Consider the following 19,424-nt stretch of genomic DNA (forward strand, 5'->3'; position numbering starts at 1 on the left):
TGGATCGGACCTCGCTCATCGTGCGGCGAAGCGGGCCTCGACGGCCGCGGAGATCACGATGTCCTCCGGCTGCAGCTGCACCGCGGGCGCGCCCCCGGCGGAGTCGCCCGCGAACGACGCCTTGGCCATCAGCATGCGGGGACCGGGTGCCACCTCGGGCCGGTCCTGGCGGCTGAGCAGACCGAGGTCGGCGATCTCGAGCGGCGTGACGTCCGACAAGCCGAGCGCTCCGGCGTAAGCGGCCGCACGTGTCACGGCGATGCCGACCGCCTCGGTGGCGACATCCCGTTCAGTCCGCGCCCGTGTCTCGGGCGTGAGCTTCCACTCGATCCAGCCGAGTTGCACGCCCTCACGCTCGGCCACCTCTCCGGCCCACCACGAGAGCACGGCGACGTCGGTGAACGTGACGGAGAAGTCGACGGTGGCGTAGTGGACGGGGGCGAGACGCCTGCCCTCGTTGTTCCAAGGGCGCTCGGACCACACCGAGACGCGCTGACTCGTCCACTCCGTGACGGTGCCGGCCGTCTTACGGGCGGCGAGATCGTCGCGCACCGGCTCGGTCAGTGCCGCCATGCGCTCTACGACGGCGCCGCGCTCGGGACCCTCGGCGCGAATGGTGAGGTGCGCGATCGCGCGCTCGGGGGCGATGCGGGTCTCATGCTCCCCGCGGACCGTGATGACGACGTCGCTCATGACGCCGACTCTACGTGACCGGATCGGCCGGGCCGAGGCATCCGTCTCCCGCCCACTCGACGGACAGACGGGCGGCCTGCCACAGGCCGGGCCGCAACGCAACCCGCTCCAGCGCGCCGGACGCGCGGTCTAGCGTCGAACGCATCGATAGAGCCCGAGATCGAGGGGGAGTCCATGTCTCGCAACGTGAGGGTGCTGCACTGCACACCCGAGGACGTGTTCGAGGTGCTGAGCGACGGGTGGCTGTATCCGTCCTGGGTCGTCGGGGCGTCGCGCATGCGCGAGGTCGACGAGACCTGGCCCATGGCGGGCGCCGAACTGCACCATTCCTTCGGCGTCTGGCCGGCCCTCATCGACGACAAGACCGTCGTCGAAGAGTTCATCCCGTCGCGGATGATGGTGATGCGGGCGCGCGGCTGGCCGATCGGCGAGGCGCGGGTGACCATCGACGTCAAGCCGCGCGGACACGAGTGCGTCGTGCGCATCCAGGAAGAGGCGATCGCCGGTCCGGGACGCTTCGTCCCGGAGCAGGTGCTCGATGTCCCGCTGCACTGGCGCAACAACGAGACTCTGCACCGGCTCGCCTACCTGGCAGAAGGCCGTGCCGCCCGCCGGCTCGGAGCGACGACGGCTGAGAAGGAGATGGCGGACAGCGGCGAAGAGATCGATTCGGATGCCGAAGCCCGGCGCCACGGCGCGGCCCCGGCGAGCACCGACCCTGCCGATGCTGCCAAACTGCAGGGAGACCAACTGGCCGACGCCGCGACGGGCGGGGACCGAACGGAGGACGCGATGTCGAAGGGCAGCCCGGAGGCCGGCAGCAGTGCTGCGGAGGGGGCATCCGCTCCGCCCAAGCCGCCGCGCAATCGCGCCACGTCCGCCGGAGGCGGGGCGCCCTCACCGTGAACACTCGCCGCAAGCGCGGCAGCAGCGACCTCGACGCCGTCGTCGTCGGGTCGGGCCCCAACGGTCTCGCCGCCGCCGTCACCCTCGCTCGCGCCGGGCTGCGGGTGCGGGTGTACGAACGCGCCGACCGGCCAGGAGGAGGCGCCGCCACGCGCGAGCTGACACTCCCCGGCTTCCACCATGACGTCTGCTCGGCCGTGCACCCCATGGCGTTCGAGTCGCGGTTCTTCCGCGAGTTCGGTCTGCGGGAGCGGGTGGAGTTCGTCACGCCGGACGTGTCGTTCGCGCATCCGCTGGACGAACGCCATGCCGGTGTCGCCTACCTCGACCTCGGTCGAACGGCCGAGGCGCTCGGTCCCGACGCTGTTGCCTATGCGCAGCTGCTCCGTCCGCTGGTGGAGCGGTCGACCCGGGTCGCCGAATTCACGGGATCGCCCCTCGTGCGGGTGCCCACCGACATCCCGACGGCGCTCTCCTTCGGCCTGCGTGCGCTCGAGCAGGGGAGCCCTGCGTGGAACCTGCGCTTTCGCCAAGACGTCGCCCCCGCGATGCTCACGGGCGTCGCCGCGCACACGATCCTGCCGCAGCCGAGCGTCGCCGCCGCGGGCGCGGGGCTGGCGCTCACCGCTTACGCGCACGCGCGAGGCTGGCCGATCCCGATCGGCGGCAGCCAGGCGATCATCGACGCGATGGTCGACGACCTGCGTGCTCACGGCGGCGAGCTGGTCGTCGACCACGAGGTGACCGCCCTCGAGGCGCTGCCCGACGCCACGGTCACTCTCCTCGACGTGACACCCAAGGCGCTGATCCGACTGGCGGGCGACGCGATGCCCGCGCGCTACCGCCGCGCGCTCCAGCGCTTCCGGTACGGCGACGGGGTCGCGAAGGTCGACTTCGCGCTCAGCGAGCCCGTGCCGTGGACGCACCCCGAGCTGCGTCGCGCCGGCACGGTGCACGTCGGTGGCACCCGGGCGGAGGTGGCGGATGCCGAGAACCAGGTCAACCGCGGCCGCCTGCCTGAGCGCCCCTACGTCCTGGTGTCGCAGCCGTCGCTGTTCGACTCCACCCGCGCGCCCGCCGGCAAGCACACGCTGTGGACCTACACCCACGTGCCCGCCGGCAGCGCGGTCGACCGCCGGGAAGCGGTCACCGCGCAGATCGAGCGGTTCGCGCCCGGCTTCCGCGACACGATCCTCGCGACCAGTTCGCGTTCGGCGCGTGAGGTCGAGCAGCACAACCCGAACTATCCGGGCGGCGACATCGCGGCGGGAGCACCGAACTTCTGGCAGCTGATCGATCGCCCGGTGCTGAGTCCCGACCCGTGGCGCACCCCGATCCCAGGCGTCTACCTCGCGTCGGCGTCCGTGGCGCCTGGTCCCGGTGTCACCGGCCTGCCCGGGTGGTTCGCGGCGCTGAGTGCGCTGCGCCACGACTTCGGAACCCGGGCGCTTCCCAACCTCTCTCCGAGAGGTTGAGCCCCGCCGGCAGGGTTCCCGCTGTCAAACGGGGACGGATGCCGCGGCGCCGTGAGTGCGGGAATGGCGTGGGGGCGGCATCCGTTGTATCCTGATGTGCTCGGAAGCTTCGGCTCCCGAGGATTGGCAACTCCACAGTGTGACAGCGGCCCTTCGCAAGAAGGAACCCACGGGGATGATCGGTTTCGACATCGCCTGTGAATCTGCGAGAAGCGGGCCGAGGATGCAGGGTTATCTCGTGAACGCTCCCTGCAAACCAATAACTGCCGAAAAGAAGCAGTCCGCGTTCGCCCTCGCTGCCTGAGCAGCGAGCCCGACGCCGTCAATCCGTGACTGATCCCGTCACGGGTATTGGCGTCATCTAGGGATCTTGCTGCGTGACGTCGCCTGAGCGTCACGCGGGACTCTTTTCAGGATGGGCTTGTCGACTTAGGTGTCTGTGACAAAGGTCGGAGCCGAGTAGAACGCTCGCACAGACTGCGCCCGGAGAATCCGCAGTTACTCAGCGATGGACGGGGGTTCGATTCCCCCCATCTCCACGATCCGCTGTCACCGAACAAGGCCCCGAGATTCGCGTAATTACGCGGGTTTCGGGGCCTTTGTTCGCCATCCGCGAGATGGTTCGCGACCTCATCGCCCACAAACTCTCGGCGCATATAGGTCGAACTACGTGTCCGAAAGCCGCTAGTTGCAGTTCGTCAGGTCCGACCGCGAGGACGACCTCGTGCGACGAGCTGTGGGCCAGGCGACGCAGAGTTGACCGACATCGGCGTTCGGGCCGACCCTGGGTGTACGTTGCGGGGATGATGTCCATTCGAGTGGGTATCGTGGCCGATCCGGCCTCGCCGACGGAAGTTGCACGGCGGATGACCGACCTCGTCGCTCCCGACGGGAGAAGCCAGCCAACGATGCGAACTTGAGACTCCGCGAACTTTTCGCGGAATCGCCTGAAAGGGGCAGACGTCGCATCCTCGGAGACGCTCTTGACGCGTTCGAAAGCCAGCCAATATCTTCAGACATCTGCTCAGCTGAGCCGACTGGCTGTCTCGTCGCAGTTTCTTCACACGCGAAGGGTGAAGTCCATGGGGTCGCTGATCGCCGCATTCACACCGTGACGAGTGCGCCCGTCGGCGAGCCGGCCCCCTCCCGTCCGCGCGGGGTGGGCCACGCGCCGTCGTGTTGCAGACCGCACCGGCGACCCAGCGGCGCATCATCCACCGCGACCCGGTGCGCGATCTCGTCGCCGCACAAACGGGACAGCGCGGCCACGCGACCCGCCACCGGGCGGTCTCGATGGCTCCCGGCGTCCAACATCGCCCGTCGCCGTTTGATCTGACCGAAGGAGCTCGAAATGACGCAAGATTCGCAGGCAGCAACCCGGGGCCGTTTCGAGCGGTGGTTCGAGATCGAGGTCGTTCAACCGATGAACGACTTCCAGGACCGCAGGCAGGAATGGCGGCGCCTCGTCTCTGAGTTCGTCGGCACTTTCTTTCTCGTGCTGGTCGCCGCCGGCGCCGGCATGATGGGGCAGGCGTTCCCCGACACCATCGACCGAGGCGCGGCGGTCGTCGCTCCAGGACTGATGGTGCTGGCGATCATCCTGTTCATGGGCAAGGTCTCCGGCGCGCATCTCAACCCGGCCGTCACGCTGGCGTTCTCGTTGCGTGGAGACTTCCCGTGGAGTCGGGTGCCCGGCTACATCGTGGTGCAGCTGGCGGGCGCGGCCGTCGCGTCGTGGTTCCTCTCCGCCGTCATCGGAGTGTCGTCCTCGTACGGCTCCAACTACCCTGCCGACGGCTACTCGGACTGGTCCGCCCTCACGATGGAAGTGGTCCTGACGTTCGGACTCGTCAGCGTCATCCTCGGCACCGCGTCGGGGGCGCAGAACATCGGCATCATCGGCGCTGTGGGAGTCGGCGCGTACATCGCCCTCGCGGGCCTGTGGGGCAGCCCGATCTCGGGCGCGTCGATGAACCCCGCGCGCACGTTCGGGCCCGACCTCGCGTCCTTGGACTTCACCGGCTACTGGATCTACGTCGCCGGTCCCATCATCGGCGCCGTCATCGCGGTCGGCATGGCGTTCGTGCTGCGGGGCTACGGCGGTGGACGTGCAGGATCGGGAGCCGCGCAGGGCGCCCTCCGCACCCAGGTCGCCAACCCCGACAAGGCCTGACCTCGGCATCAGGGGGGATTCTGGGACGCAAGCAGGGCGGCGAAGAGTCGTTCGCTCAGGACGACACTTCGGAGTCTCTCTTCGTCGGCACCGTGATGGATGCCACCTCTTCGAGACGAGGATGCAAGTCGTCTCCGTCCTCGACCACACCCTTGTGCCAGGTCGCGGTGAGTCCATCGGGCGCGTCCTGCAGCAGCGCGAGGTTGTTGTCGAACCACGGACCCTTCACTGTCTTCCAGCGGAAGGGCGGGTCGGGAACCTTCGCAGAATACGCGGCTGCGGCACCCAGCGGCGTCGCTGCGCCGTACGACATCAACACGGAGAACCAACGCAGGAAGCGGGGCAAGGGGTTCCGCACCGGTGAGCACACCGCCTGCACGATGCGGCTGCCTGTCTGGCGCTCGACCTCGGCCAGGTACGAGAAGTGCACATCACCGGACAGGAACATCACCGTCCGCGGCGACGGACCGCGGGCGCCGTCTGCCAGCTCCGTCGCGATCCCGGCAACCGCCTGAAAGCTGTTCTGGAACGCCGCCCAGTGTTCCAGGTCGAAGGCCCGCCGCAGTCGTTCCCCGACCCACGCGGCCAGTCGGCCCCATGCGCCCTGTGCGATCGCCTCATCCCACGCCTCGACATGGTGCAAGCCCAACGGCAAGAGGAACGGGAGCGAGGTCGCGATCAGGACGTCGCGGAATCCGCCCTGCATATGGTCGTCGAACCACGCGAGCTCCTGACCGTTCAGCAGCCCCCGAGCCGACGGCGTGAGATCTCTCGCGGCGCGTGAATCCAGGACGATCAGACGCGTTCCATCGAAGTCTCGGGAGTAGCTCCAGCGGTAGCTGTTGGGATCCTTGTCGCAGCGGTCGGCGAACTCGTCCAACGCGGCACTGAGGTCGGAGGAGCCGGCGTCGGGGCTCCCACTGACCTGCTGCCACATCTCGTCAGTGGCACGTTCGCGGGGGGACAAGTTGCCGAGGTGCTGGTACACCCAGTACGACGCCAGGCCGGCGACGATGCGTTCGTGCCACCACGTGGTGGCTTCCATTTTCCTCTTCCAATCGAGCGAGGCGTTCCAGTCGTCGCGGATGTCGTGGTCATCGAAGATCATCGCGCTCGGCACACAGGAGAGCAGCCACCGATTCGCGTCATCCGACCATGCCAATCGGTAGAGGTGGGCGTACTCTTCGAAGTCTTTGAGCTCTTTGCCCGGTTCGTCATGAATGTCGCGGCGGCCGCGGATGAATTCCTGCATCTCCTTCGTAGTCGAGTCGGCGTACACCTGATCGCCGAGGAAGAGCAGCAGATCCGGTCGGACCTCGCGGCCGTCGGCCACCGCGAGTGCGAAAGCGCGCATTGAGTCGACGCCATGAGTTCGATTGCCTGACCGGTCGTGGGAGACGCTGGTACGGCATGATCCGTAGGCGATCCGCGACCGCTGCCCAGGCATGCGTGTGGCGATAACCGATGGTGGATAGTCGGAGCGTGCGTCCGGCCACACCGAAACCCCGTCGATCTCGATCCCGTATGGCGAGACGCTGCCGGGCTCGAGCCGGTCGACTTCGACGAGGGCGAAATGGTGGCCGTGCACGGCGAAGCTGCGGGCTTGCCACGATCGGCCTTCGGCGTGGACGCTCACCAGGCAGTCGGCTTGCGTCTCCACCCAGATGCTGGCCGACGTCTCATCGACGTAGCGCAGCATCGGCCCCAACACGAGCGGGGATTCCATGAGCCCGTTCTACCGCGGATTGCGCCGCAGCGGCCAGGGGTGTGTCCGCAGTCCCGACTGTGCCCTGTCGGAACAAGCAGACGGGGTCACCCGCGCGAGCGCTGCACGCTGATCATCGATCGGCGTGCGTCACCTTCGGTCGCCCCCGGCCGGCGTGCCGGCCGTGTCGGCGGGGCGTTGCGCGGGAGTGTCAGCGGTTCCGCCGGTTGTCGCGGAGACGGCGCCGGCACCCAGCAGGGTTCCCAGGATGCCGACGCCCGCGGCTGCGTCGAGGATCTTGGTGGCCATGAGGGCCGAGATCACTCCGACGCCGAAGAGCACGATGACCAGCCGGCCCCAGTTCTTCACGACGAAGGGGATCACGAGCGCCGGCGCGGGCGCCGACGCCGCGACGGGCGGCTGGATTGTCACTTGCTTGGGCTCGAGTTCGGTTTCCGTCCCGCCAGCGTCGGTCACCGTCGCACGGACCTTGTACGTACCGTCCTCGGCGAACGTGGCGAGGATGGTCCGGCCGCCGTCGATCTCTTCGATGGTCGCCCCTTGCACGTCCCATGAGACGGTGGCGCCGTCGGCGAGGTCCTCGACCGTGAACATCACCGCCGTGTCCTTGTGGGCCACATTGCTGCCGATGATGGCGGGCCCGACATGGATGCCTCTCTCCACCGCAGCGCCCGAGTCAATGGCGACTGGCGGAGCGCCCGGGGTGGTGGCGAGCTTCTCGATGGTTCGGAGAGCGTCGCGGTGGTAGAGCCAGGCGAAGACCAGCGCGAGGACGATCACGACGATGGCGCCGAGCAGCAGGCCGATGGCGAGGTAGTAGTTCGACAGCGCCACGTCCACCGCGCCCGTGGCGGGGTCGCCCGGCGTGGAACTCGGTGCCGGGTCGCCTTCGGCGGCGAGGATGCGGATCAACATACGGGACCCCATTTCCCAGTTGCGCTGAGCATGCACCCGCAAGTGCGCGCCGTCAATCGCATGCCGCGAAAGGCGACATGGCCCTGGCGGCAACCTGAGGACGTGGCGGTCGTCGTCGGAGGGTGAACACCGCGCCTGGCAAACGGTCAAGGTCGGGCCGGCGGGCTCTCGCAGTCCGCCGGCCGTGTCATGGATTCACGACATCCCGTGGAGGAAGCCGCGGATGTCGTCTGCAAGCAGTTGGGGCTCTTCCATCGCCGGGAAGTGGCCGCCATCGGCGTGGTCGGTCCAGTGGCCGACCGCGTTCCAGGGGTCCATAGCGCGGCGGATGAGCGGATGCGTGTCGAAGACCACCCATCCGGACGGCACTCCGGCGGCCATCGTGATTGCGAGCTCGGAATGCTCGGCCTCGTAGTAGAACTGCGCGCTCGACGCGCCGCTGCGCGTGAACCAGTACAGGCCGATGTTGGTGAGGAGTTGGTCGCGATCGACGACGGGTCCCCGGTGGCCACCGGGGGTCCTGGTCTTGAACTTCTCGCCGATCCAAGCGAGGAGACCGACGGGCGAATCGGTGAGCGCCGGGCCGATCGTGTCGGGTCGGTGGTTGTGCATCTCGAGGTAGCCGCGTTCAGCCGCGCTCTCCAGTTTCAGCGCCTCGAGCTGGCCGGCCTCGTCGTCGGACAGGCCTTCCGGGGAGGGGAACTTGACGCCGACCAACCCGAGCACGGCACGATCTACGCCGAGGTGCATGCCGATGATGCGCTCGGGGTAGAGAGCCGCAAGGCGGCCGGCGATGCCGGACCCGATATCGGTGCCATGCACCGCGAACCTCTCGTAGCCGAGCCGTGTCATGACCTCGGCGTAGGCATCCGTCGTCCGTGCCAGTTCCCAGCCGCTCGCCGACAGCGGAGTCGAGAAACCGAATCCGGGCGGCGACGGGATGACCACATGGAACGCGTTCGTCAGCAGCGGGATGAGCTGCTGGTATTCGACGAACGAGCCCGGCCAGCCGTGGTTGAGCATGAGCGGAGTGGCCCCCGGGTTCGCTGATCGCACGTGCACGACGTGGAACGTCTGGCCCTCGAAGACGGTCGTGAACTGTTCGTACTCGTTGAGCTTCGCCTCCTGCGCTCTCCAGTCGAATCCATCACGCCAGTAGTCGGCGAGCTCCTTCAGGAATGCCAACGGGATGCCGCGGCTGAAGTCGTCGCGTTCGCCGCGGCCCGGCGTGGGGACGGGCCAGCGCGTGCGCGCGAGTCGGTCGTGCAGGTCGTCGAGGTCGTGCTGCGGGATCTCGATGCGGAACGGTGTGAGCGCGGTGAGGTTGTTCATGACTTCGACGATTCCAAGCGATGCGGCAGGTTAGCTTCCGCAATCTCCGGAATGATCGAGGACATGCTGGAGACATCGGCCCGCCTGCTCGAAGTGCTGTCGCTGCTCCAGCTCAAGCGCGACTGGACGAGCTCGGAGCTCGCCGCCCGGCTCGAGGTGAGCACGCGAACGGTGCGTTCCGACATCGGAAAGCTGCGATCGCTCGGATATCCCGTGGATGCTCGTCCCGGCGTCGCCGGCGGGTATCGGCTGGCCGCCGGGACCGCGATGCCGCCGTTGCTGCTCGACGACGACGAGGCCGTCGCGGTCGCGGTGGGACTGGGTGCGGTTGCGACCTGGAGGCTCGGCGTCGAAGAGACATCGTTGACCGCGCTCGCCAAGCTCGAGCAGGTGATGCCCTCACGCCTGCGTCGACGCGTCGACGCAGTCCGGGAGGCGACCAGCGTCATCCCGGGAACGGAACCGCGTCTCGACCTCTCGGTGCTGAGCGCGGTCGCCTCCGCCATCCGCGGGCACGAACGGCTCCGATTCGGCTACACCACGCACGGCGGCAACGAAAGGGCGCGCCACACCGAGCCGCAACGGCTCGTGAGCTGGGGACCGGTCTGGTATCTGTTCGCGTGGGACCTCGAGCGCAACGACTGGCGGGTGTTCCGGGTCGATCGCATCGTTCCGCACCCGCCGACGGGCGTGCGATTCCGTCCACGCATGATCGCGGAGGAGGATCTGGTCCAGCACGTCGTCAGGCGCATCGTCCAGGCCAGCTGGCGCTACCGCGCGCGGGTATTGGTCCACGCTCCGGCCGCCACGGTCGTCGCAGCGCTTCGCATCCCGGTCGACGTCGAGGTGGTCGACGAGTCCACGTGCCGGGTCGAGCTGGGTTCGGATGACCCCGACGCGCTCGCACTGCGGATGGCGCAACTCGGTGCCGACATCGAGGTGATCGAGGGCGACGAGCTGAAGCTGGCTTTCGAGCGCCTCGCAGCGAGGTTCGGTCGTGCAGCCGGCAGCGCTTCCTCGGCCAGAACCTGATATCCCCAGCCAGGCACCACCTCTGGTGGCCTCACGCGGTCATCCCTATGTTGGGTGTGACGTCGGCGGGTGTTGGTCCGCACATCCCGGAAAGCTCGCCATCCATACGTGAGCGGAGGGTTTCGGCTGATGGAAACACCGATCGAGAGCATGACGGCTTCCGTGCCGTCATGGGGCGCGAAGATTGCGTTCGGAGAAAGCTCCACCCTAGGCGGGCGGGAGATCGTCCCGGCGGCCCTGGTCGTGTTCGGCTTCGGCGGCGGCGGAGGCTCCGGTAAATGGCCGCAGCGAGGAGCGATGCCGGAGGGTGAGGGTGAGGGGACCGGGGGTGGTGGCGGAGGCTACGTTCTGCCTATCGGCGCGTATGTGAGTGGTCCGAACGGGGCCAGGTTCCTGCCGAATCCGGTCGCCCTCATCATCGTGAGTGTGCCACTCGTGTCTGCCGCTGGCTGGGCACTGGCGCGAATCATCACCGCGGCAAGGTCGGGCCGCGGTTGAGCCTGGCGTGCCGACGGCGTGATCGCGGCCACATGCGCCGGATCGCTCGACGGCCCGGGATCTCCGCCCAGCCCTAGTGGTGCGGTCGTTGCGGCCCTATTGTGACCATTGCGTCGGGCGTCTGGGCGCACTCCCACCCGTCGGAAGCGTCGCCCGCCGTTGCGGCGCCGCGTGATTGGAAGCCGCAATGCCAGAGAGCACCCCGACCATCGTTCTCGTCCACGGCGCCTGGGCCGACTCCTCGAGTTGGAACGCCGTCATCCCCACGCTTCAGTCCGAGGGTTACACGGTATTCGCTCCACCCAACGAACTCCGCGGACTCGCGAGCGACTCCGCCTACGTGGCCTCATTCCTCGCGCAGCGCACATCAGGTCCTGTCGTGCTCGTCGGTCACTCCTATGGTGGGGCCGTCATCACGAACGCAGGAGTAGCCGGCGATGTCCGCGCGCTGGTCTACGTCGACGCGTTCATCCCCGACGAGGGGGAGACGGTCCTGGGGATTCTGGAGGGATCCGGGTCGGCGCTCGCCGTGGCCGACCCGACGACGGTGCTCGACCTTGCGGGATACCCCGGCGCGCCCGAGGGCGCAGCGGATGCCTGGCTCAAGCCCGACGTTGTTCACGCCTCGTTCGCACAGGACCTGCCGGAGCGCGACCGGTGGCTCATCGTGGCGACCCAGCGTCCGGCATCCATCGTCGCGAATGTCACGCCCTCGGGCCCCGCGGCCTGGAAGTCGATCCCGAGCTGGGCGGTGCTCGGCACGGAAGACAAGGTCATCCCTATCGAGACGAAGCGCCGGATGGCTGCGCGAGCGGGCTCCACCGTGACCGAGGTCGAGGCCTCGCACGTCTCGATGATCTCGCACCCCCAGGTCACGCTCGACGCGATTCACGCGGCGGTCGCCGCGGTGAGGTGACCTTCGCCCGCAACTGCTCGACCTCCTTCGATAGCGGCGCTGGGTTCACAGCCAGCCGTTGTCGGTCGCGATCCGGACGGCTTCGGCCCGCGAGCCCGCACCGAGCTTGCCGATGGCCGCCGACAGGTGGTTGCGCACGGTGCCCTCACTGAGGAACGTCGCCGCCGCGATCGCGGCCGATGACCCGCCCCCGGCGGCGGCTGCGAGGACCTCAGTCTCCCTCTCGGTGAGCGGGGAAGCTCCGATGCTGAGGCTGGCAGCGGCCAGCGCCGGATCGACCACTCGCAGTCCCGCGGAGACCCGCCGGATGGCATCCACCAGCCGGTCGGCCGAGGCGTCCTTCACCATGAATCCGACGGCGCCGGCCTCCATGGCGCGCCGCAGATACCCGGGCCTGCCGAAGGTCGTCAAGACGATGACCTTCGCCGCGGGGTCGGCGGCCACGATCGCCGCGGTGGCGTCGATGCCGTCCTTGCAGTCGGCTGCACCGGGCATCTGCACGTCCATGAGCACGACGTCGGGATCGACTTCGGCGGCTCGGCGTACCGCTTCGGGCGCGCTGTTGGCCAGAGCGACGACCTCCAGGTCGCGCTCGGTGCGCAGCAGCGCGGCGAGGGCCTCGGCGATGATCGCCTGGTCGTCGGCGATGAGCACCCTGATCATGGCACCCTCCGGTTCGGCTGGGGCGTTGGGGCGAGGTCGGCGCGTACGGACGTGCCGCCGCCGGCGACGGCCGCTATCTCGAACACGCCGCCGGCGGCGGCGACGCGTTCGGCGAGTCCGGTCAGCCCGTGCCCTGACCGGCCCTTACCGGGCCCGACCCCGTCGTCGCGCACCTCGACGCTGTGCTCGTCGACGTCGATGATGCACCGCGTGGCCTCCGCGTGCCTGACGACGTTGGTGACGGACTCGCGGACCACGAACCCGAACAGCTCGCTGACCGCATCGGACAACGTCGGCAGCGCCACCGGCGTTCGGGCTTCGAGGCCTGCGGCCAGCAGCACCGAGCGCGCGCTGGCGATCTCGGTGGCGAGCCGGATCTCGGCCATTCCCGACACGGTGGCGCGGACGTCGCTGAGAGCCTGGCGGGCGATCGCCTCGACGGCGGCCATCTCCTCCTTCGCCGCGGCGGGCTCCGTGTCGGCGAGGCGGGCCGCCAGCGACGACTTGATCGTGATGGCGGTGAGGGAGTGTCCGAGGATGTCGTGCAGGTCACGGCTGATACGGGCGCGTTCGGCGGCCACCGTGAGCAGCTCCACCCTGGCCTGGCTGCGCTCCAGCATGCGCCTGACCCGGCTGCTCTCCATCCAGCCTGCGATCCCGAGCCCCACGCCGATTGAGAGCGCGGCGATGAGGACCGGCATCCACAGCTGGCCGAGCAGCCCGGCCAGGCTGAGAGCGAGCGCCCAGCCGATCAGGGCGAAGCGGGCCTGGTGCCACGGGATGAGGCTGGCCATCAAGATAGCGGGGTATGCCCCGAAGCTGGCGAACTCCCACCCCCACAGCAGCGCCCCGATGACCACGAAGCCGGTGAAGCCGGCGACGTAGGACCAACGGAGCCAGAGCGGGGCGTCGGCCGTCCACGCCGCGCCGACGTAGGCCACGGCGAAGACGACCAGATAGCTGGTCCGCAGGACGAGCCCGACCGGATCCACGCCATCGGAGATCGTCGGGATCGCGAAGACCAGGAAGACGATGCCGGCCAGGTAGGTCAGGAACAGGTTCGGCCGCACCCGATGCCAGCGATACGGCAGGTCGGTCGGCCCGCCGGGGAGCGCCCACGGTGCGGCATCGGGATCGTCGCCCGGCCCGAAGGGCGCGGGCTGGAACAGGCCGTTGAGGACCGATCGAGCCATGGCGCCTCCTCGTGCTCAGCGCTTGCTGGTGGCCGCGGCTCGACGATAGCCGAGTGCACCGAGGACTGTCAGGACGATCGACCATGCCAGCAGCACCCAGATCGCTCCCCAGGGGAACTCCGCGTTCGGCAGGAAGGGGAAGCGGCCGAGCTCACCCAGCCAGTAGGTGGGCAGGGCGGGCGCCACCGCCTCCATGACCGGCGGCATGGTGTCCACCGGGAACCACAGGCCGCCGAGCAGCGAAAGGGCGAGGAGCAGCATGGTCGTCACGCCCTGGACCGCCTCCGCCTTGACCCACACCCCGACGACCATGCCGAGCACCGTCATCGGCAGGAGACCGATCCAGATCAGGCCCAGCGAAGCAAGCCACTGGCCAGCGGTGGCGGTGACCCCGCCGAGCAATGCGCCGGCCACGAAGACGAGCAGCAGCGCGGGAAGGACGAGGAGCATGGTCACGGCCGCACGCGCCCACAGGAAGAACCGTGGCGGGACGCTCGTGATCATCAGCTGCCGGAACCAGCCGGACCGACGCTCGAGCGCGAGCTGGGCGCCCCCGCTCATCGCGGCGCCGAGGCTGCCGTATGCGGCCATCGAGACCATGATCATCGCCGAGGCGAGCCCGGCGTCGGACTCGCCGCCGTAGATGGCGGAGAACACGAGATACAGCGTGACCGGCATGATGACGGTGAAAACCACGAAGCTGACGTTCTTCGCTGTGAGCAGCGCACTATGCACCGCGTAGTGCAGTGCCGGTGGCAGCCCACCCGATCGGGGCGTCGGGCGCTGGTCGGTGAGAGTGGTCATGAGAGTGCTCCTTGCGTGGCGTCGGGGAGGGTGGTGAGCGAGAGGAAGGCATCCTCGAGCGTGGCGGCGGTGACCTCGAGGTCGCGGGCACGATGATCGCGGAGGAGGGCGCGCAGGGTGCGATCCGAGTCCGTGGTGTGCAGGTGCCAACGGGCGCCGACCCGCACGATCGCCACGACGCCGGGCAGCGCGCGCAGGACAGCCGAGTCGATACCGGCGGCGGCGAGCGTGATGGTGCGCCCGGCGACGCGCGACCGGATCTGGTCACCTGTCCCCTCGGCCACGACCCGGCCCTCGGCGAGCACGACGATGTGGTGAGCGAAGTCGTCGGCTTCGTCGAGGTAGTGGGTGGTGAACAGGACCGTCCGCCCGGCGTCGGCGAACTCGCGCATCGAACGCCAGAAGTTGCGGCGTGCTTCGACATCCATCCCGACGGTGGGCTCGTCGAGGATCAGCAGGTCGGGGTCGGGCAGCAGTGCGAGCGCGTAGCGCAGTCGCTGAGCCTGGCCGCCGGAGAGCCGGTCCGTCCGCGTCTTGAGAAATCCGCCGAGGTCGGCCCGATCGACGACCTCGCCCACGGCGAGCGGCTGGGCGTGCAGACCGGACATCAGCTCGAGGACGTCGATCACCCGGGTGTCGGCGAGCAGCGCGCCGGCCTGGAGCATCGCCCCGACATGACCCGAACGAACCGCAGCGATCGGGTCGCGGCCGAAGACCGTGGCGGATCCGGCGTCGGGTCTCGCCAAACCGAGGATCAGCTCGGTCGTGGTGGATTTGCCGGCGCCGTTGGGGCCGAGGAGGGCGACGATCTCACCGCGCTCGACGCGCAGGGTGAGTTCGTCTACCGCCCGCACGGCCGCGTACGACTTCGTCAGTCTCGTCAGCTCGACGGCAGCGACGTGGTCGTGCGCACCGGCCGCTGCGCGGGGCGGGGCCGGATGGGTGAGGTGCATCTCGTTCATGTCACCAGCCTTGCCCTGGCCGTGTCCCCGTGCCTCGGCCTGGTGTCACGACCTCACGATGACATCTGTCACCGAGCCAGCGCCTGATAAGCCCGTCGGGCCGGATGCCGCATGCGATCGCCTCGGGGTGATGTGCTGGGCCGCCGGCGGGTGTATCGTGCGGCTGTCTGCGCCCCTCGTTGCTGGCGAGCCCCGGCGTCGGCGGGGGACAACTGGGGGTACGACATGGCTGCCAAACTGCCGTCGTCAGGAGCGTTGCCTGAGGGGCAGCACGCGGGCTGTGACACGTCGGGCCTGATCCTCGTGCACCGCATCCTGCGCTGGCTCTATCGAGAGCTGCCGCTGCTGATCCGCGAGGTGGATGCCGGGGATGTCGAACGTGCGGCGATCGTCGGCCGGTACGCGCATCTCGATTTCTACGCGCTGCACATGCATCACGAGACCGAGGACATCGCGTTGTGGGACCGGCTCACGACGCGGGATCCGGGGTGCACGCTGCATGTCGACCAGATGCGCGCCCAGCACGCCGAGGTCGCCGCGCAGCTCGCCCGCATCGAGCCGCAGCTGGCGCCCTGGGTCGCCACCGCCGATCCCGGTCTTCGGGACGCGTTCGCCGGTGACATCGAGACGCTGCGCGACACTCTGGGGGCGCATCTCCAGCAGGAGGAGGACGACATCATGCCGGTCGCCGGGGCCGTGATGTCGCAGCAGGAGTGGGACTGGATGGAGAAGCACACGCGCGAGACGCTGTCCGCCCATCGCAAGGAGCTCGGCAAGGACGTCATGGCGCTGCAGGTCGGGCTGCTGATCGCGAGCGTGCCGGACGGCGAGCGCGAGGAGTGGATGCGGGAGAACATCCCCGCGCCGATCCGGCTTCTGTATCTCCTGCTGATGAAGCGCAAGTACGACCAGGCGATGCGGGAGCTGTATCCCGACCGCCCGGTGCCCGAGATGGTGTGACGACCATGTGGCGGCGCGTGAGCCTGGACGCACGGCTCTCTCATCCTCCCGCGCGGGTGTTTCCGTACCTTGCCGATCCGGCGCGCTGGCCGGAGTTCGCACCGGCAGTGGAGTTCCGACAGCGGATCGGCGAGGGACTGCCCGAGATAGGGAGCCGCTGGTGGGCGGTCGATCGCATCCTCGGTCCCTTCAAGGTGCGCTTCGCGGACGTGCTCGAGGTCATCGAGCCCGAACACCGCGTGGTCTGGCACTCCACGTCGCCGTGGAACTCGCGGGTCGAGTACGTGTGCGTGCCAGAAGGCGAAGGCACGCGCGTTCTCGCCGACTACGCAGGCGACGTCGCGGGCTGGCTGCGTGTGGTGGCTCTGCTGCCGACCTTCGTCCTCAGGCGGATCCTGTTGCGGGACTTCCGCGGGCTGACGCGGGTGCTCGAGGCGGAAGACCGTCGCCTCACCGGCCCGCGCACCCCCGAGCGATCTCTTGCCTGGGGCCGGGTGCCCGCCGGGATCAGCTCAGCGGGGCGACATCCAGCGTGAATCGGTGAGCCCGCAACCGATCCGCCAGCCTCTCGCCCATGGCGACCATCGGCGTCAGCACGCCGGCGCGATCCGGGAGTTCGTCGAGCGCGAGGCTGAGCGCCGCCTCTGCCAGCATGATGCCGGTCCCGCCGTAACCGGGATCGAACGGGGCCGCGACGCGGGCGCGCACCGGCTCGCCTTCGACGGGGTAGACGTCGACATCGAGGGCGAAGCGGCCCTGCTCGACGGCATTCCCACCCGGACCGGTGCCCGGTGCCGGAAGCACGCGATCGAGGATCGCCCGGGTCGGCGCGAACGACATGGCGCCCACGAACGCCGCCGTCCCGAGAACGAGCGCCCCCGCCGCAGCAAAGCCGGCGACGCCACGACCCGTCGTCACGACTTCGCGATACCGCATGAGCTGGCCGTAGCTCCAGCCCGTCAGGTAGTTGCTGCGCTGGACGATCTGCTGGTTGTAGGCGCCCATGACGAACGGCGCCTGCCACGTGCCGCGTTCCTTGCCCCACCCGTTGCCTGCGTGACCCGGCAGGCGGACGGTCGGACCGGGGGTGAGGGCGTAGGGGTTCGCGATGAGGCGCCGGACGGAGGCATCCGTCTTCGCCTCTCTCATCTGCTGACGAAGCGAGTCGATCGTCCCGCCGCTGATGCCGCCGCGCAGCGACCGCACCCGCAGCGTGGCAGCGACGATCGGCACACCGCCGACGGCTGCATGGGCGAGGCCGACGCCGAGGTCGGAGGGGATCGAGTCGAAGCCGCACGAATGGACGATCCTCGCGCCGCTCTTCTGCGCGACGTCGTGGTTGCGCTGGATGCTGCGCGCGACGAAGATGCTCTCGCCCGACAGGTCCGCGTACGAGGTGCCCGCCCGAGCGCACGCGGCGGCGACCTCCGTGCCGTAGCGCAGGTAGGGTCCGACCGTCGTCGCGACGACGGATGTCGACGCTGCCAGCCGAGCGACCGCGGTCTCGTCCGTCGTGTCCACCTCGATGATCGGCCAGTCGACGCCCAGTTCACGGCGAACGTCTTCCAGGCGGGAGCGCGATCGGCCGGCGAGTGCGACCCGCACGCCATCGGGCGCCGATCCTGCCAGGTGCCGCGCCACGAACCTGCCGACGAAACCCGTGGCACCGAGCAGGACGATGTCGTAGTCGCGGACGTTCTCGCTCATGTGACGCGAGCCTAGGTGCGCGAGGCCCGCGCCGACACCGGGTTGCGCACGACGGACCGACCGCCTAGGACGGCGCAACGGGATGCCGTGCCGTGCGACGGGGCCTCACGAACCGAAGCGGGCAACCAGCCGGATCAGCGTCGGCAGCCCCCGAGAAGTCGCCCGCTTTCCGGTGAGGTTCTCGAGCACGGGGGTCGCGTGGCCTTCGCCCTCGACCTCGTTGCGGACGAGAGCCCACCCCTGCCCGGCGTCGACGATGGAGCAGCGATACTCCGCCGCGAGGCTCGCCACGCGTGCATCGTGCGGGTCGATGCGGGTGCCGCTGTGCAGCGTGAACTCGAATCGGCGCGGTTCCGGCGTGCCGCCGTGCTCGTCGACGACCGCTCCCAGTTCGGACAGCGGGATCCAGAGAATCTCCCGCGCATGGCCCGACCGCGCCGCGACCGCGTCCGCCGCCTGTTCGACCACCGACGCCGGCTCGTCGGAGTCGAACAGGATGGTGCCGTTGCTCTGGAAGGTCTGGACGCTGGGGCATCCGGCGTCGGCGAACCCCGCCACGATGTCGCTCGTCGAGGGATGGCCACGCTGACCCTGATTGACGTTCCGCATGAAGGCGACGCACCGCATGCCCCGAGCGTAGACGGCGACACCGACGGCACAGACGAGAGCCGTTACGTCACGCAGATGGCGGCGTGCGCCGTGCAACGCGAGGCTTCAGACAGCGCCGCTCATGAACGCACCTGGTCGGTCGGCCGTACCAGGATCTCGTTGACCGAGATGTGAGTCGGCTGGCTCAGTGCGTACACGACAGCCTCCGCGACATCCTCCGGGGCCAGTGGGCGCATCGACTGGCCGATCTCCGCAGCCGCGGCCCGCATGACGGGATCGGTGATGTGGTCGGTCAGCTCCGTGGCGACGAAGCCTGGCTGGATCACGATCACCCGCACGCCCATTGCGGTCACCTCCTGCCGGAGCGACTCCGAAAACGCGGTGATGCCGAACTTGGTCGCGGCGTAGGCGCCGCTGCCGAGGGACGCCGTGCGGCCCGCCGTCGAAGAGACCTGCACCACCGCGCCCATCGAGGCGATCAGGTGAGGGAGCGCGGCGTGCACGGCGAACATCGAGCCGAGCAGGTTCGTCTGCACCATTCGCACCCATTCGCGGGTGTCGGCGCCGACGATCATGCCGCTCTGCATCAGCCCGGCGTTGTTGACGAGGGCGTCGAGGCGGCCGAACTTCTCGACGACCGCGGCGACGCCATCCGTCACCGACTGCTCGTCGGTGACATCGAGATGCACGGCGAGCATCGCGGCAGGCGCGGACTCGACGAGCTCCTTGAGCCGGTCGACCCGGCGGGCCCCGACGGCGACGTTCACCCCGGCGCGTGAGAGGGCGAGCGCGGTGGCACGACCGATTCCTGAGGAGGCACCCGTGACGAGTGCGACCTTTCCCTGCAGATCCGATGACAT

18 protein-coding genes, 1 other RNA gene and 1 pseudogene are annotated in these 19,424 nt (G+C 69.0%); 9 read left to right on the forward strand and 11 right to left on the reverse strand.

Annotated elements, in window-relative coordinates:
- Window positions 1–15: 15 nt before the first annotated feature.
- Window positions 16–693, reverse strand: coding sequence for an SIMPL domain-containing protein (locus MRBLMI12_RS14370; protein WP_363357118.1), 678 nt, complete (start codon window positions 691–693; stop codon window positions 16–18).
- Between the two features lie 174 nt (window positions 694–867).
- Here MRBLMI12_RS14370 and MRBLMI12_RS14375 point away from each other — a divergent pair.
- From MRBLMI12_RS14375 to MRBLMI12_RS14390, 4 genes and pseudogenes are all read left to right on the forward strand, one after another.
- A pseudogene (locus MRBLMI12_RS14375) lies at window positions 868–1,335 on the forward strand (SRPBCC family protein); the annotation flags it as partial.
- Between the two features lie 260 nt (window positions 1,336–1,595).
- Window positions 1,596–3,074, forward strand: coding sequence for a phytoene desaturase family protein (locus MRBLMI12_RS14380; protein WP_363357119.1), 1,479 nt, complete (start codon window positions 1,596–1,598; stop codon window positions 3,072–3,074).
- 171 nt (window positions 3,075–3,245) lie between these two features.
- Window positions 3,246–3,616, forward strand: a transfer-messenger RNA (tmRNA) gene (gene ssrA / locus MRBLMI12_RS14385).
- 809 nt (window positions 3,617–4,425) lie between these two features.
- The gene (locus tag MRBLMI12_RS14390; RefSeq protein WP_363357120.1) at window positions 4,426–5,247 is read left to right on the forward strand and encodes an MIP/aquaporin family protein; all 822 of its coding nucleotides are present in this window, start codon (window positions 4,426–4,428) and stop codon (window positions 5,245–5,247) included.
- 55 nt (window positions 5,248–5,302) lie between these two features.
- On the opposite strand, the gene MRBLMI12_RS14395 is transcribed toward MRBLMI12_RS14390, so the two are convergent.
- The 3 genes from MRBLMI12_RS14395 to MRBLMI12_RS14405 all read right to left on the reverse strand — a co-directional run bounded on the left by MRBLMI12_RS14395 (window position 5,303) and on the right by MRBLMI12_RS14405 (window position 9,220).
- Entirely contained in the window at window positions 5,303–6,973 is a 1,671-nt protein-coding gene (locus MRBLMI12_RS14395) for an alkaline phosphatase D family protein (RefSeq protein WP_363357121.1), read from the reverse strand.
- Window positions 6,974–7,102: 129 nt separating this feature from the next.
- Window positions 7,103–7,888: a PKD domain-containing protein gene (locus MRBLMI12_RS14400; RefSeq protein ID WP_363357122.1), complete on the reverse strand. Its 786-nt coding sequence runs from the start codon at window positions 7,886–7,888 to the stop codon at window positions 7,103–7,105.
- A 195-nt stretch (window positions 7,889–8,083) separates the two neighbouring features.
- Window positions 8,084–9,220, reverse strand: a complete 1,137-nt coding sequence (locus tag MRBLMI12_RS14405; RefSeq protein WP_363357123.1) for an epoxide hydrolase family protein — start codon at window positions 9,218–9,220, stop codon at window positions 8,084–8,086.
- Window positions 9,221–9,283: 63 nt separating this feature from the next.
- Here MRBLMI12_RS14405 and MRBLMI12_RS14410 point away from each other — a divergent pair, with 63 nt between their 5' ends.
- From MRBLMI12_RS14410 to MRBLMI12_RS14420, 3 genes are all read left to right on the forward strand, one after another.
- Entirely contained in the window at window positions 9,284–10,252 is a 969-nt protein-coding gene (locus MRBLMI12_RS14410; protein WP_363357124.1) for a helix-turn-helix transcriptional regulator, read from the forward strand.
- Between the two features lie 129 nt (window positions 10,253–10,381).
- A complete protein-coding gene (locus MRBLMI12_RS14415) occupies window positions 10,382–10,750 on the forward strand; it encodes a hypothetical protein (RefSeq protein ID WP_363357125.1) in 369 nt (122 codons plus the stop codon).
- A gap of 187 nt (window positions 10,751–10,937) precedes the next feature.
- Entirely contained in the window at window positions 10,938–11,666 is a 729-nt protein-coding gene (locus MRBLMI12_RS14420; protein WP_363357126.1) for an alpha/beta fold hydrolase, read from the forward strand.
- A gap of 45 nt (window positions 11,667–11,711) precedes the next feature.
- Here MRBLMI12_RS14420 and MRBLMI12_RS14425 read toward each other — a convergent pair whose 3' ends face one another.
- The 4 genes from MRBLMI12_RS14425 to MRBLMI12_RS14440 are packed head-to-tail and all read right to left on the reverse strand — an operon-like array spanning window position 11,712 to window position 15,288.
- A complete protein-coding gene (locus MRBLMI12_RS14425) occupies window positions 11,712–12,329 on the reverse strand; it encodes a response regulator transcription factor (RefSeq protein ID WP_363357127.1) in 618 nt (205 codons plus the stop codon).
- The gene (locus MRBLMI12_RS14430; RefSeq protein ID WP_363357128.1) at window positions 12,326–13,522 is read right to left on the reverse strand and encodes a sensor histidine kinase; all 1,197 of its coding nucleotides are present in this window, start codon (window positions 13,520–13,522) and stop codon (window positions 12,326–12,328) included. The genes MRBLMI12_RS14425 and MRBLMI12_RS14430 overlap by 4 nt, the downstream gene beginning before the upstream one ends.
- Window positions 13,523–13,537: 15 nt before the next feature.
- Window positions 13,538–14,326, reverse strand: coding sequence for an ABC transporter permease (locus tag MRBLMI12_RS14435; RefSeq protein ID WP_363357129.1), 789 nt, complete (start codon window positions 14,324–14,326; stop codon window positions 13,538–13,540).
- Complete coding sequence (locus tag MRBLMI12_RS14440; protein ID WP_363357130.1) at window positions 14,323–15,288, reverse strand: ABC transporter ATP-binding protein; 966 nt, start codon at window positions 15,286–15,288, stop codon at window positions 14,323–14,325. The genes MRBLMI12_RS14435 and MRBLMI12_RS14440 overlap by 4 nt, the downstream gene beginning before the upstream one ends.
- Before the next feature lie 225 nt (window positions 15,289–15,513).
- Between MRBLMI12_RS14440 and MRBLMI12_RS14445 the strand changes: the two genes are divergently transcribed.
- Together MRBLMI12_RS14445 and MRBLMI12_RS14450 are read left to right on the forward strand one after the other, a co-directional pair.
- Window positions 15,514–16,248, forward strand: coding sequence for a hemerythrin domain-containing protein (locus MRBLMI12_RS14445; RefSeq protein ID WP_363357131.1), 735 nt, complete (start codon window positions 15,514–15,516; stop codon window positions 16,246–16,248).
- A gap of 5 nt (window positions 16,249–16,253) precedes the next feature.
- On the forward strand, window positions 16,254–16,784 hold the full coding sequence (locus MRBLMI12_RS14450) for an SRPBCC family protein (RefSeq protein WP_363357625.1): 531 nt from the start codon (window positions 16,254–16,256) through the stop codon (window positions 16,782–16,784).
- Here the strand turns inward: MRBLMI12_RS14450 and MRBLMI12_RS14455 are convergent.
- The 3 genes from MRBLMI12_RS14455 to MRBLMI12_RS14465 form a co-directional block, all read right to left on the reverse strand.
- The gene (locus MRBLMI12_RS14455) at window positions 16,756–17,955 is read right to left on the reverse strand and encodes a saccharopine dehydrogenase family protein (RefSeq protein ID WP_349427206.1); all 1,200 of its coding nucleotides are present in this window, start codon (window positions 17,953–17,955) and stop codon (window positions 16,756–16,758) included. The genes MRBLMI12_RS14450 and MRBLMI12_RS14455 overlap by 29 nt on opposite strands.
- Window positions 17,956–18,060: 105 nt before the next feature.
- Window positions 18,061–18,582 (reverse strand): DUF1697 domain-containing protein, encoded by a 522-nt coding sequence (locus MRBLMI12_RS14460; protein WP_363357132.1) that lies wholly within the window; start codon window positions 18,580–18,582, stop codon window positions 18,061–18,063.
- A 101-nt stretch (window positions 18,583–18,683) separates the two neighbouring features.
- The gene (locus tag MRBLMI12_RS14465; RefSeq protein ID WP_363357133.1) at window positions 18,684–19,424 is read right to left on the reverse strand and encodes an SDR family NAD(P)-dependent oxidoreductase; all 741 of its coding nucleotides are present in this window, start codon (window positions 19,422–19,424) and stop codon (window positions 18,684–18,686) included.

Source organism: Microbacterium sp. LMI12-1-1.1 (assembly GCF_040676455.1).
In the GTDB taxonomy this organism is placed as follows: Bacteria; Actinomycetota; Actinomycetes; order Actinomycetales; family Microbacteriaceae; genus Microbacterium.

Excerpts from the sequence above, each read along its gene's own strand:
- MRBLMI12_RS14435 (WP_363357129.1), bottom strand. The coding sequence starts at position 14,326 with ATGACCACTCTCACCGACCAGCGCCCGACGCCCCGATCGGGTGGGCTG.
- MRBLMI12_RS14465 (WP_363357133.1), bottom strand. The coding sequence starts at position 19,424 with ATGTCATCGGATCTGCAGGGAAAGGTCGCACTCGTCACGGGTGCCTCC.
- MRBLMI12_RS14400 (WP_363357122.1), bottom strand. The coding sequence starts at position 7,888 with ATGTTGATCCGCATCCTCGCCGCCGAAGGCGACCCGGCACCGAGTTCC.
- MRBLMI12_RS14450 (WP_363357625.1), top strand. The coding sequence starts at position 16,254 with ATGTGGCGGCGCGTGAGCCTGGACGCACGGCTCTCTCATCCTCCCGCG.
- MRBLMI12_RS14425 (WP_363357127.1), bottom strand. The coding sequence starts at position 12,329 with ATGATCAGGGTGCTCATCGCCGACGACCAGGCGATCATCGCCGAGGCC.
- MRBLMI12_RS14455 (WP_349427206.1), bottom strand. The coding sequence starts at position 17,955 with ATGAGCGAGAACGTCCGCGACTACGACATCGTCCTGCTCGGTGCCACG.
- MRBLMI12_RS14370 (WP_363357118.1), bottom strand. The coding sequence starts at position 693 with ATGAGCGACGTCGTCATCACGGTCCGCGGGGAGCATGAGACCCGCATC.
- MRBLMI12_RS14440 (WP_363357130.1), bottom strand. The coding sequence starts at position 15,288 with ATGAACGAGATGCACCTCACCCATCCGGCCCCGCCCCGCGCAGCGGCC.
- MRBLMI12_RS14445 (WP_363357131.1), top strand. The coding sequence starts at position 15,514 with ATGGCTGCCAAACTGCCGTCGTCAGGAGCGTTGCCTGAGGGGCAGCAC.
- MRBLMI12_RS14415 (WP_363357125.1), top strand. The coding sequence starts at position 10,382 with ATGGAAACACCGATCGAGAGCATGACGGCTTCCGTGCCGTCATGGGGC.
- MRBLMI12_RS14460 (WP_363357132.1), bottom strand. The coding sequence starts at position 18,582 with ATGCGGTGCGTCGCCTTCATGCGGAACGTCAATCAGGGTCAGCGTGGC.
- MRBLMI12_RS14395 (WP_363357121.1), bottom strand. The coding sequence starts at position 6,973 with ATGGAATCCCCGCTCGTGTTGGGGCCGATGCTGCGCTACGTCGATGAG.
- MRBLMI12_RS14390 (WP_363357120.1), top strand. The coding sequence starts at position 4,426 with ATGACGCAAGATTCGCAGGCAGCAACCCGGGGCCGTTTCGAGCGGTGG.
- MRBLMI12_RS14410 (WP_363357124.1), top strand. The coding sequence starts at position 9,284 with ATGCTGGAGACATCGGCCCGCCTGCTCGAAGTGCTGTCGCTGCTCCAG.
- MRBLMI12_RS14430 (WP_363357128.1), bottom strand. The coding sequence starts at position 13,522 with ATGGCTCGATCGGTCCTCAACGGCCTGTTCCAGCCCGCGCCCTTCGGG.
- MRBLMI12_RS14420 (WP_363357126.1), top strand. The coding sequence starts at position 10,938 with ATGCCAGAGAGCACCCCGACCATCGTTCTCGTCCACGGCGCCTGGGCC.
- MRBLMI12_RS14405 (WP_363357123.1), bottom strand. The coding sequence starts at position 9,220 with ATGAACAACCTCACCGCGCTCACACCGTTCCGCATCGAGATCCCGCAG.